At 56.9% G+C, this 12,129-nt stretch carries 12 protein-coding genes; 5 read left to right on the top strand and 7 right to left on the bottom strand.

From position 1 onward, the window contains the following. Positions 1-230 precede the first annotated feature (230 nt). Together AC01ZF_RS01405 and AC01ZF_RS01400 are read left to right on the top strand one after the other, a co-directional pair. Positions 231-1,433, top strand: coding sequence for a sugar ABC transporter permease (locus AC01ZF_RS01405; RefSeq protein WP_476575054.1), 1,203 nt, complete (start codon positions 231-233; stop codon positions 1,431-1,433). Between the two features lie 127 nt (positions 1,434-1,560). Further along, positions 1,561-2,619, top strand: coding sequence for a response regulator (locus AC01ZF_RS01400; protein ID WP_424675566.1), 1,059 nt, complete (start codon positions 1,561-1,563; stop codon positions 2,617-2,619). A gap of 40 nt (positions 2,620-2,659) precedes the next feature. Here the strand turns inward: AC01ZF_RS01400 and AC01ZF_RS01395 are convergent, their stop codons facing one another. Both AC01ZF_RS01395 and AC01ZF_RS01390 read right to left on the bottom strand, forming a co-directional pair. Next, complete coding sequence (locus AC01ZF_RS01395; protein ID WP_476575053.1) at positions 2,660-4,252, bottom strand: ATP-binding cassette domain-containing protein; 1,593 nt, start codon at positions 4,250-4,252, stop codon at positions 2,660-2,662. Between the two features lie 56 nt (positions 4,253-4,308). Next, entirely contained in the window at positions 4,309-4,773 is a 465-nt protein-coding gene (locus tag AC01ZF_RS01390) for a zinc ribbon domain-containing protein (protein ID WP_424675568.1), read from the bottom strand. Positions 4,774-4,991: 218 nt separating this feature from the next. On the opposite strand from AC01ZF_RS01390, the gene AC01ZF_RS01385 reads away from it, so the two are divergent. Continuing rightward, the gene (locus tag AC01ZF_RS01385; RefSeq protein WP_428113383.1) at positions 4,992-5,570 is read left to right on the top strand and encodes a hypothetical protein; all 579 of its coding nucleotides are present in this window, start codon (positions 4,992-4,994) and stop codon (positions 5,568-5,570) included. A gap of 87 nt (positions 5,571-5,657) precedes the next feature. Here the strand turns inward: AC01ZF_RS01385 and AC01ZF_RS01380 are convergent, their stop codons facing one another. The 5 genes from AC01ZF_RS01380 to hisC are packed head-to-tail and all read right to left on the bottom strand — an operon-like array spanning position 5,658 to position 9,434. After that, positions 5,658-6,641, bottom strand: coding sequence for a PrsW family intramembrane metalloprotease (locus tag AC01ZF_RS01380; protein WP_424675570.1), 984 nt, complete (start codon positions 6,639-6,641; stop codon positions 5,658-5,660). Further along, positions 6,638-7,234, bottom strand: a complete 597-nt coding sequence (gene hisB, locus AC01ZF_RS01375; RefSeq protein WP_424675605.1) for an imidazoleglycerol-phosphate dehydratase HisB — start codon at positions 7,232-7,234, stop codon at positions 6,638-6,640. The genes AC01ZF_RS01380 and hisB overlap by 4 nt, the downstream gene beginning before the upstream one ends. Beyond that, on the bottom strand, positions 7,227-7,553 hold the full coding sequence (locus AC01ZF_RS01370) for a nucleoside triphosphate pyrophosphohydrolase family protein (RefSeq protein ID WP_476575052.1): 327 nt from the start codon (positions 7,551-7,553) through the stop codon (positions 7,227-7,229). The genes hisB and AC01ZF_RS01370 overlap by 8 nt, the downstream gene beginning before the upstream one ends. Next, entirely contained in the window at positions 7,550-8,332 is a 783-nt protein-coding gene (locus tag AC01ZF_RS01365; protein WP_424675572.1) for an inositol monophosphatase family protein, read from the bottom strand. Before AC01ZF_RS01365 ends, AC01ZF_RS01370 begins: the two co-directional genes overlap by 4 nt. After that, positions 8,325-9,434 (bottom strand): histidinol-phosphate transaminase, encoded by a 1,110-nt coding sequence (gene hisC / locus AC01ZF_RS01360; RefSeq protein WP_424675573.1) that lies wholly within the window; start codon positions 9,432-9,434, stop codon positions 8,325-8,327. The genes AC01ZF_RS01365 and hisC overlap by 8 nt, the downstream gene beginning before the upstream one ends. A 149-nt stretch (positions 9,435-9,583) precedes the next feature. On the opposite strand from hisC, the gene fabF reads away from it, so the two are divergent. Next, positions 9,584-10,999 carry a beta-ketoacyl-ACP synthase II gene (gene fabF / locus AC01ZF_RS01355; RefSeq protein WP_424675574.1) on the top strand — a complete coding sequence of 472 codons (1,416 nt, stop codon included), beginning with the start codon at positions 9,584-9,586 and terminating at the stop codon, positions 10,997-10,999. 81 nt (positions 11,000-11,080) lie between these two features. After that, the gene (gene holB / locus AC01ZF_RS01350; RefSeq protein ID WP_424675575.1) at positions 11,081-12,103 is read left to right on the top strand and encodes a DNA polymerase III subunit delta'; all 1,023 of its coding nucleotides are present in this window, start codon (positions 11,081-11,083) and stop codon (positions 12,101-12,103) included. Positions 12,104-12,129 lie beyond the last annotated feature (26 nt).

Below are 12,129 nucleotides of genomic sequence, written 5' to 3'. Positions count from 1 at the left end.
GTGCGCCCTCGCAATGACAGCAGGGGGTTAGGGTGAGCGCAGTCCCCGCTGTCATTGCGAGCGGAGCGAGAATCTGCCGCACGTTAAGATTTCTCGGGCGCGGGCGCGCTTTCACAATGACAGCAGGGGGTTAGGGTGAGCGCAGTCCCCGCTGTCATTGCGAGCGGAGCGAGCAATCTTGCCCACGCTTAGGCACACTGGTGTTTGGCGATGATCACAGTGTGGAGGAGATGATGAGCACGCAGGGTACATTTGTTCAGAATCTACGGCGGGTGTTGGGGCAGAATATTCGCCAATACGGCATGTTCATCGCCCTATTTGTGATAATGATTATTTTTTCGATCACCACCAACGGTATTTTTATCTCGTCGCGTAACCTCAGCAATCTGATCAACCAGACCGGCTACATTGCGGTGTTGGCGGTGGGAATGACCCTGGTGATTATCATTCGCCACATCGATCTATCGGTTGGGTTTTTGGCCGGCTTTCTCGGTGCGGTGGCCGCAATCGCACTGCGGTTCTGGGATCTACCGACCATTGTGGTGGTGCCGATGGTGTTGGTCTTGGGTGGACTGGCCGGTTTGCTGACAGCGTTGCCGGTCGCGGAATTGAGGATTCCTTCGTTTGTCGCTTCACTGGCCGGTTGGTTGATCTATCGTGGTGCGTTGCAGTTGGTCACCGCCGGTACCGGTACCATTATTATCGAAGACGAGAGCTTCAACGCGATTGGGAATGGTTTTATCCCCGATGTGCCGTTTACGTTGATCCCCGGCTACCATACACTCACCCTTCTGCTTGGTGTCATTGCGATCGTTACCTTTATTTTCAGCGAAATTCGTACCCGCAACAGGAAGCTGGCATACCATTTTGAAGTCTTACCCACCGACATGTTTGTACTCAAGCTGGTCTTCATTTCAGCATTAATCGGCTTGTTGTCGTGGATTATGGCCGGCTACAATGGCCTCTCGTGGACGATGGTGATTGTGCTGGTGGTGGTGGCGATCTATCACTTCATCACCACCCAAACCGTGTTGGGCCGCCATATTTACGCGGTCGGTGGCAACCCCGAGGCGGCTGAACTGAGCGGTATCAGCGTCAAGCGCATCACCTATATTGTGTTTGCGTCGATGGGTGTACTTTCAGCGTTATCGGGCATTTTGTTCGCCTCGCGGTTACGGTCGGCAACCACTACTGCCGGTACTCTGTTTGAACTTGATGCCATCGCTGCTGCCTACATCGGTGGAGTGTCGGCGGCGGGTGGCGTTGGCAATGTGATCGGTTCCATCATCGGTGCGCTGGTGTATGTGTCGCTGACCAGCGGGATGAACCTGATGGGTATTGATATTGCGTACCAATACATCGTGCGCGGTTTAGTCTTGGTTGCCGCCGTGATTTTCGATGTATCGACACGTCGGCGTGGCCGCGCCGGGTAATGATCGGCGCCGGTCGGGCGGGGGCTGCCCGACCGGAATATTTGCCCCAAGCGGTTTCTTCGGCGATAATACTCATCATCTCTTTGGTGTGAGACGCCGATAGTTCAACCGTGGTGGGGAATGGACGATGGGCATAACCCGCGTCGTGTTGGCCGATGACCATGCCGTTGTGCGGGCCGGTTTGCGCACTGCCTTAGCCGCCTTACCCGATTGCGAGGTGGTAGGCGAGGCGGCGACCGGCCCACAACTGCTCGCCGTACTGGCCCAGCATCACCCTGATTTATTGGTGGTTGATGTCGCGATGCCGGACTTTGATCCGATTGCTACCATCCGCCAAATCCACGCTGATTATCCGGCTATGAAGATATTAGTCGTCAGTGCCTACGATGATCAATCTTACGTCGTGGGCATGCTTGCCGCCGGCGTTAACGGCTACCACCTCAAAGACCAGCCGCTCAGCGATCTCCAACTGGCAGTCCAACGGATTATGGCCGGTGGCAACTGGATCTCTAGCCCGTTGCTCAGCCGCCTGATCCAGGCTGCACCACAAGTAGCGCATTCCTCACCGATCACACTCACCAAACGCCAGCGTGATCTCTTACGCCTGATCGCGCAAGGCTACGACAACCGTCGCATGGCCCAAGAGATGGATCTAAGCATTAAGACCATCGAAAATCACCTGACTGCCCTCTATCGTACTATTCGCGTCAGTAGCCGGCTCGAAGCCTACCAGTTTGCGCTGCGCCATCCCGAATTACTGGCCGAATCGGGACACGAAGCTGCCCTCAGCCGCGAACCTTCAACAAGCCCTACCCCACTGACGGTCATGATCATTGACGATAACGAGCGCTACCGTGCCCAACTCAAGCGTATGATCGGTAAGGCTTGCGCCGAATCGCAGATCTACGAGGCGGAGGATTGCCACGAAGCGACCCGCTTACTCCGCCAAATCACGCCCGATCTGGTCTTCGTGGATGTGATCTTGCAAGATGGTGACGGGATTCAATGTCTACGCCGGCTGAAAAGCGTCTCACCCAACACGCGGGTGATCCTAATCAGTGCCTATCCCGATCGGGAGTTCCGTCGGTTGGGTCTGGAAGCCGGCGCGCTCGCCTTCCTCGATAAGAAAGACCTTGATGCAGCTACCGTGCGGCAAGTGGTCGAAGATACACTACGGCGCAAGTGAGTGCAAGGGAACGGTGCCGAGGCGACACTTGCGGCAACGCTCATCCTGCCACACCAACCCCTTCCGCCGGGAATGGTGATGGATTGGGAATCTCGATCTGCAATTCCAATCCACCCCACACCGATCGCCCAATCTGCAACGTGCCGCGTAATAGCGATACCCGCTCGCTGATGCTGATCAAGCCAAAATGCTTCTGTTCGGCGAGATGTTGCAAGTCGGGCGGAGTCGCCATTCCACGCCCATTATCGGCCAATCGTACCATAATTCCCGCCGCCGACGTGCGTCGTACTTCGAGGACCACCCGGCTAGCGCGGGCGTGCTTGCGGACATTGTTGAGGCCCTCTTGCACAATCCGAAACACTGTCAGCTCAATCGTCTCTGACCAGCGTTCGAGCGGTTCGGCGAGGATCAACTCCACCTGAATCCCGGTCTGCTCACTCCATTGGCTCACCAACGAACGTAACGCCGCTGCCAGGCCGTGGCTGTCGAGCGTTGGTGGACGCAGATCGCTACAGATTTGGCGCAACATGCCCACTACTTCGCGAATCCCACGGCGAATGACTTGCAGTTCGTGTGCCGTTTCTGCCGCTTCGATCTCCTCTTCGAGGTGTTCGAGTTGGTAATTAAAACTGAGCAAATCTTGAATTACCTGATCGTGCAATTCGCGAGCGAGGGCTTTGCGCTCAGCTTCCCGTTCGGCAATTAGCCGGTGATTTGCCTCTTGCAGCGCTTGATTTAATTGATTGAGGGCGACCATCTGATCGTGGAGCCGCCGCACCAATTCGCGGTTGAGCGAATCTTGTTCGGCAAGATTGTCACGCAGTTGTAGTTGTTGTTGGCGCAACGATTCGGCTTGTTGCTGAGCCTGATAATAATTCTCAAATGCCCAAATTAACGGTGTGACCCGTTCTTGGCGTACCGAACCCACCATCAACTCCACGATCTCACGCGGTGTCGTATCGGCGGTACGGTGGAGTGCCGCTTGTCGCCCCTGGTAAAGCACTAACACCCGATTGGTGATCGCAAAAAGCAGGTTGAGATCATCGCTACTGAGAATGATGCCGGTGCCGTTGGCTGCTAACGCGCGTAGATGGTGGAGGATCGTCTGCTGACGAGCAAAGCTGATCGAAGCGAGAGCCTCATCGAGGATCAGCAACCGCCCAGGTCGGACAAATGCTCGCATCAGGGCCACGAGCTGCCGTTCTTCTTCGGTTAGATCACCGGCACGCTGATGGGCAAAGGTGTATGGCAAGCCAAACTGTTCGAGCCACCGATACGCAATCTGCGCCATCGTTGCCTGATCGAGCCGTTGCCGTCTCTGTTCGCGGCCAAGAAAGATGTTCGCCAATACAGGTAACAGATCGACCAGCGCCGGCGTTTGGGGTACGAACTCAATCCCGCGCTGTTGCGCTAACGGTGTCCGCCAGCGCATTGGCTGCCCCTCGATCTGCACCTCACCGGAGGTGGGTGGGTAGATGCCGGCCAGCGTCTGCAAGAGCACCGACTTACCGGCGCTACGCAGGCCGGCCACGCCGAGAATGTCGCCATGGTCAAGCTCGAAACTAATCCCGCTAAGGATCGGCTTTGCGGCGAGCACAATCTCAAGATCGCGAACGGTAAGTAGTGGCACCATAGTGGCCTGATCATATCACGTGATGGCGGTCTGGGATCATGCCCGATCACACACTATCACCCCACACGTGTGCCACAGCTTGGGCAAAAGATGGCATTACCCGGCATCACAAAACCACACTGCCCACAGATTTTTGATTCGGTGGCCGGCTTGGGAGATGATGCTTCGCTGATCGGCACCGATTGTACGGTAGGTGACGTAATTGGTGGCGGTGTCGTTGGGGTTGGTTCGACGTATACCTCGCGCTGGGCCTGCTTCAGCTCTTCTTCGCGAGCCACAAGCGTTGCCCGCAGTTGATCAATCGTCGTACTCAATTCGGCCAGCGAAGGTGCATGAATCTGGCCTGCGCGCTGTAAGTCATAGGCGCGTTGGCCCAATTCCATAAGCTTGAGATCGATTTGACGGCGGAGTTCATTAATTTCGAACTGTAAGCGCGTCGTTTTTTGGAATTTCTCGGCTTCGAATTTTGCGCGGTCGGTGACCTGTGAAAGCGTTTTGCCGATTTGATTGAGCAGTCCCATCTGCTTCTCCTTTCGCACCGGTCACGAGCATCATTATTGTATCATGCTATCTTGCCATGCCACTGCTTTGACGATGTAGCTCATCAGTTGGATGCAACCGACTCCGTCGGTACAGCGTAGTCCTAACCAAAAATCAACCTGTTGTACTATAGACGGAAGAGCGAAGCATCTACTACGATAAACTGTAGTGGCCATCTCCCACCAGTGCGAGGTCTACCGTGACAGCCATAACCTTACAAACTTCTCCCATCGAATCTCTCAATCAGATCATCGCGCTCCTTCAGCAGCTTCGCCATCGGTTACCGTTTGCTGACGAGGAGCTGGCTCATCATGCGCACTTGCAGGCAATTCTGGCAGAGCGGCAAGAGCAGAGCACTGCGGCATTGGCGGCATGGCGGTCGGCGCTGGCTGCACGTTGGGAGTGTGAAGTACGTGCGCAGCGTCTTTATACCCGTGTGCGCCGGCAAGTACTAACCCTGCCTGACGCTAAGAAGGCCTATGTGCCGCTGTTTGAGTCTGAGGTGGGTTCAGGTACGCTTACGGCTCAGGATTTGCTGCGTAGTCTGCACCGATTGACTGCCGTACTGAGCCTCATCCAACCGCAACCACCGTTTGCCGAGCAGGCGTTAACCGATCTGAATGCGATAGCATCTGAATTGCAAGCAGCCATCATCCACACTGACCGCTGTGACGAAGAGCGACGGCGTATTCAGGCGGAGCAGCGATTGTTGCTTGAACTGTGTCACCGGGCGTACCAGCGTACTCGGCATCGGATTGCCGAGCATTTGAGTGAATAGGGCAACTCAAAGCTTCATGAGGATGTGGAAGCCTAGCGGAGGTTTCGCCACGCTCAGCCAGCCGTTGCTATACGTGCCCTCCTACGGCTACGCCGGCACTTCCGGCGCCAATTGCGCAATTTCGCGACGTAGTTGTTGAATGCGTGCCATCACATTCTGTCGATTCCCAACACCGTTGAGCAAGTGATGCTTTTTGTGCGCCAACTCGGCACAGGCCTCGTAGAAGCGGCGTGCAGCAGCACTACGCACCCGGTTACGAAGCTGACCGCTGAACGATTTGGCAGCATGATAGTGAGCCGGCGAGATGAGACCGACACTCACCTCTTCAGCAAGGTACTCGGCAATATGCAGTTGCTCGCGCCGAATTTCCCAGAGTACTAAGCCCAACACCACAATCCACGACACCCAATCAACAATCAGAGTCACGCCGAGACCGGTCAATCCAAATGTGCCGGCCAGCACGACCGCCATCGTGTTATGCAAAGCGTGCAGACAGACGGCCAGCAGCCAACCGGCAAATGGTGAGATAATCCGCACCGTGCGGTTGGGGTGAAGGCGTGACATTGCGAGGCCTAAACCAATCCACGCCGTGTAGACGGCATGTCCCCAACCACCCAAGATGACCCGCAGCACAAACAGGGTGATCAAGCCACCGATCCCACCTTCAGCGTACCCGGCAAAGTAGAGATACAGCACGTTTTCGGTGGCGGCAAAGCCAAGAGCGGTGATCGCTGCGTAAAGCATCCCGTCGAGGCGCGAGTCGAACTCTTCGGGGAATGCCAGCATGATGATAACAACGGCTAATCCCTTCAAACTCTCTTCGACCAGCGGCGCGAGCAAGGTGGTACCTGCGACCTCTGCCGATGCTTCCCCGATAAACATCGCCAGTGAGGCTTGGGCGAGGCCCGTCCAGACAATGGCGCCAAGAGTTGCAACAAACGCTCCCCAAAAGAAAGCGCCGAACAGAAGCCGACGCGGTTCTTTTTCAAATCGGTCGAGCCAGTAGGCAATCGTTGCATAGATAAATGCCGGCACGAAGCTAAGGATGGCAGCAGCTAAGAACCCTATCATAAAACGCCCTTTGTGCTGGGAATCGTACCACCAAGCCTTGGATCGTAGCGTGTAGCTGCGTCAAGCGCCCGTCCACACGCTTTGAACAGAGCCTCGATCTTGTGATGGTCGTTACGCCCGTACAAAACTTGCGCATGGAGATTAAACCGGCCGTTGAAGGCAATGCTCTCGAACAGATGACCGATGAGGTCGGTGCCGAGCTGACCAACGCGCGGCGTGGCAAACTCGGCCTGTATAACACAGTAGGGACGGCCACCCAAATCAACCGCGACAAGGGCTAATGCTTCGTCCATCGGTACAAAGCTGTGTGCGGTACGCACAATCCCGGCCCGTGTCCCTAGCGCCTGATCAAGAGCGCGCCCCAAACAAATACACACATCTTCGGCGGTGTGATGTTCATCCACATGCAAATCGCCGTGTGCGCGAACAGTAAGGTCGAAGAGACCATGCTTGGCCCACAGGGTGAGCATGTGGTCGAGAAACCCTATTCCGGTCTGAATATCGGCCTGCCCACTACCGTCAATCGTCAATGTGAGCGTAACACTCGTTTCGCCGGTGGTTCGCTCGATGGTTGCCCGGCGGGCATCACTCATTGCGCTGTTGGCTTCGTTCACTACTAAATCCCTCCGGGTAACGGCGGCGCAGTTTTTCGATATTCGCTGCCATTACCGTGCTTAATGACGTATCAAGCGCATCACACGCCAGCGCTGCGTACCATAACACATCGCCTAGCTCTTTCATCATGGCCTCGCGGTCGAGCGGGTGACCGTGGAAGAGATGCTTTTTGACGGTATCGGCTACTTCTCCCGCTTCACCGGTTAAGCCGAGCGCCGCATTGGTCAATCGCTCTTGCCTACTGAGTCCGGCAGCCAGCGTTCGCAACGCGAGCTGCTGATATTCATCGGCGTTCATGCCTCCTCCTCAGAAATAAGCGCCAACAATTCGGGTAAGACGTGACGGTTGCTTCCGATCCCTTCCTCATTGTAGATCGTCGGTACGCCCTGCCAGTCGGTGTACGTACCACCGGCCTCGCTCAAGATTGGGAAGAGAGCGGCGGCATCCCAGACATTCATTACCGGATCGAGTGCCACTTCGGCCCGCCCGGTAGCAACCAGCACATACCCATAGCAATCGCCCCACGTCCGAAAGAGACCGGCCCGTTCGATGATCCGTCGGAAGGCAGCGGCTTTGCCGTAGCGCTCGTAGCCGTGAGCCGTCGTACCGACGACCAAACTCTCACGCAGGGCCGTTACGCTGGAGACACGACAGGGGCGACCGTTCCAATCACACCCCAATCCTTGCGCAGCCGCGACCGTCTCGGCCAGTGCGGGAATGTGGATCACACCCAACACCGGCTCACCGGCGCGGAGCAATCCGATCAACACACCGTACAGCGGTACACCGCGGACAAAACTCTTGGTCCCGTCGATAGGGTCGAGCACCCAGCGGTAGGTTGCATACTCACTGCCGGTCAAGCCATCTTCTTCGCCGAGTACCGCGTGATCGGGATAGGCAGCGGTAATGGCGGTGCGCAGATACCGTTCGGCTTCCCGGTCGGCAATCGTTACCGGTGACGCATCGGCTTTCCGCTCGATGGTCACCTCTTGCTGAAAGTAACGTAACGTGATCTGACCGGCTTCATACGCTATCCGACGGGCAAACGCGAGCATCCGTTCGAGCGATTCACTCATTGGTCACCTCGGCGAGGATGGCGAGCAAGGCATCGGTTTGATCCGGCGTCCCGACGCTGATCCGAATATACCCATCGAGCAGTGGCGTGCGGTAGTGACGTACCAACACGCCCCGCCGTTCAAGCGCAAGCTTGAGTTCACGCGCATCACGGTCGTTTACCCGACAAAGGATAAAGTTGGCTGCGCTGGGAAAGGGCGTCAGGCAGGCAACCTCACTCAAACGGGCAAACAACCGTTCGCGTTCGGCGACGATAGCTTGTACGCGCCGGCGCAGCTCGGTTATGGTGTTGAGGGAAGCGACTGCCGCCGCTTGAGCGGCCACCGATACATTGTAAGGTTGTTTAATCTTCCAGAGCTGTTCACTCAGCCAGCGTGGAAAGAGACCGTAGCCGACCCGCAATCCGGCGAGACCGGCCCATTTGCTGAACGTTCGTAAGATGACCAGATTCGGGTAATCATCGAGAAGATCGCTGGCCCCAATCGGCGCATGGTCGGGTTCGGCAAACTCAACATACGCCTCATCGACTACCACCAAGATCGGTAGTTCGAGGATCCGCAGGAGATCGGTGCGGGGGAGCGGATTGCCGGTGGGATTGTTGGGGGCAGTGAGGAAGATCGCTTTGGCTCCCTGCGCTGCCGCGCGTTCGATAGCCGGCAAATCAAGGCTAAAATCAGCGCGACGGGGTACGCTGATCACCCGCCCGCCACAGATACCGGCATCAAATCGGTACATGCCAAACGTCGGTGGACAATCGATAATCGCATCACCGGGATTAATGATGAGGCGCAAAACCAAATCGATCAACTCATCGGCGCCGGCCCCGCAGAGAATCTCCTCAATTGGGCGACCGGTATAGCTCGCGAGGGCGCTGCGTAACGCCGTTTGTTCAGGATCGGGATAAATGTGGTACGTTGCCGTCCGGTGGATGGCCTCCAGCGCCGCCGGGGCGGGCCCATACGGATTTTCGTTGGCATCGAGCTTGACAATCTGTTCGACCGGCAGGCCGAGCCGAGCGGCCAATACTTCCAATGGCACGATTGGAGTATACGGTTCGAGATCGGCAATTTCGGGACGAATAAGTTGTGATAACACAGGTGTCATAATAACTCCGCGGGATAAACCCGGATAGCATAACGCACTTGTGCCATTCATTGTAAGCCATCACAGAGCAGTGTCAACGATATGTCTTCGCAGGTAGTGGGGCATGGTATAATTCAAGTCTTGAATTGTTAAGATTGATGGAGGATCGCATGACCCCGCGAGCACAGGATCGGCGCGCAATGTTGCGGTCTGAACTGCTCGGTCTGGTGCGCGAGCAAGTGACGGACGAAGCTATCGAGTCACAGATCGAGACGTTACTGGCCGAGATATTGGCCGATGATCCGACGGTTGAGCCGCAACCGGTTGTGATCGACCAACAGCCCCCCGATCAGCGTGTCGTCGTAACCGGTATTGGTGTGGTATCGCCATTCGGGGTGGGGCTTGAGCCATTTTGGTCGGGGTTAACGGCGGGGCGCAGTGCGATCGGACGGATTACTTTTTTTGATCCGAGCAGCTATCCTTGCCAAATTGCCGGGCAAGCTAACGATTTTCAGCCGCAAGCGTTTATGGACGCCAAAGAGGCTCGGCGGATGTCGCGGGCGAGTCAGATGGCGGTGGCCGCCGCGCGTATGGCCGTCGAACATGCCCACTTACCGTTAGAACGAATGTACTGCGATGAGGTGGGTGTGCTGATTGCGAGCGGTACCACCTCGATGCCCGACGTTGAACAGGCGGCAGCGACGTTGCTTCAGCGCGGTGGGATGAAGATTAGTCCTTTTTTTATTCCGGCGGCCCTGCCCAATATGCCTGCCAGTCAGGTAGCGATCCAGCTTGGTTTGCGCGGCTACACGACGGCTATTTGCACCGCTTGCGCCGCCGGAGCGCAGGCCATCGGCGAAGCGGCAGCGGTGATCCGACGTGGTGATGCTGAGGTGATGTTGGCCGGTGGTGCCGAAGCGCCGATTACTGCGCTGAGCTTGGGGGCGTTTTGTGTGTTGCGCGCGCTGAGTACGCGCAGTAACGATGACCCGGCACGAGCATCACGCCCATTCGATGCACTACGTGATGGTTTTGTTCCCGGTGAAGGTGCTGCTGTGCTGGTGCTCGAACGGCTTAGCAGTGCCCAACGGCGCGGAGCACCGATCTTGGCCGAGCTGATTGGGTATGGCGTCTCGGCGGACGCTTACCACGTCACCGCCCCCGATCCCAATGGTGAGGGTGCTGCGTTGGCGATGCAGCGAGCCTTGTATCACGCCCGTATCTCGCCACAGCAGGTCGATTACATTAACGCCCACGCTACCGGCACTCCCACCGGCGATATTGCCGAAACGCGGGCGATTAAGCAAGTCTTTGGTGAGTATGCCTACAGTGTACCGATTAGTTCGATCAAGTCGATGATCGGGCATCTAACCGGCGCAGCCGGCGCGGTGGAGGCTGCCGCTACTATTTTGGCGTTGTATCACGGTGTGATACCACCAACGATTAATCTTGAATACCCCGACCCAGCGTGTGATCTCGATTATGTGCCGAATGTCGCCCGCTCGGCAGCCTTGCAAGTGGCAATCTCGAATTCGTTTGGGTTTGGTGGGGTGAATGCGGTGTTGGCGTTTCGTAAAGTGATATGATGGGTGCAGATGTGGGTTGCCGCCGGTTCGGTATGCTCTGCAATGAGTAATCCTCCATCAACCCCTCCGATGCAGACGAATATGTGGCATATCTACGGGCATGAATGGGCGATTGAACAACTGCGCAGTAACATTCGCACGCAGCGTGTAGCGCATGCATACCTGTTCGCCGGGCCGTCGGGTATCGGTAAATCGTTGTTAGCGTTGCGTATGGCGCAGGTGCTGCTCTGCGAACGCCAGGATGGTGACCCATGTTTGCACTGCCGTACCTGCCGGCGGATCGAGCACGGTACCCATCCCGATGTGCGGGTAGCCGGGATGGCAACGCAGGCCGCCGCAGCGAAGGCTGATGAAGCGACCCGGCAGAAGGAATTAAAGATCGCGACCATCCGTGAGTGGCAACGAGATTTGGCTCTCCGTCCGTTTGAAGCTCAACGGCGGGTGCTTATTCTCCACGACGCCGAACGTCTCAGCGAAGAAGCTGCGAATGCGATGTTGAAGACGCTCGAAGAGCCACCTGATTACGCCACCCTCCTGCTGGTGGCGCACAGCAGTGAATTGATCCCAACGATTGTATCGCGCTGTCGGGTGTTGCGCTTACGCCCCTTACCGCGCGCGCAGGTAGCAGCCGCCCTCCAAGCGCGTGGTGCAGCGCCTGCACAGGCCGCCGAACTGGCTGCATGGAGCGATGGCCGTGTGGGTTGGGCCATCAGTATACTGTCCGATCCCGATGCCCAAACTGCGCGCCGTGCCCAACTGACCGAATTGATCACCCTGTCTCATCAAGATGTGGGTGCCGGCTTGCATTGGGCCGAGCAGCGGGCCAAGGAATATCGGGCCGGTGACCAAGAGACCGTGTTGGCATGGCTAGAGTTGTGGCAGCGTTGGTGGCGCGATGTCATCTACACCGCCGCCGGTTGCGACGAAGCGATCACCAACATCGACCGCCGCGCCGAGTTACATGCCGTAGCCCAACGAGTCACACCCGTCGCTGCCTTCACCTTCTTGCAACACCTCATCACCGCCGCGCAGCAGTTGCGCGATAATGTGAGTCCACAATTGGTGTTCGAACATTTGATCTTACACCTGCCACGCTTGCAGTAAACCGAGCATCTTCATCGGCGGTATGA

It is taken from the genome of Chloroflexus sp. (assembly GCF_056331925.1).
Note: the sequence above shows the minus strand (reverse complement) of the source record. Positions and strands in the feature narration are given on the sequence as shown.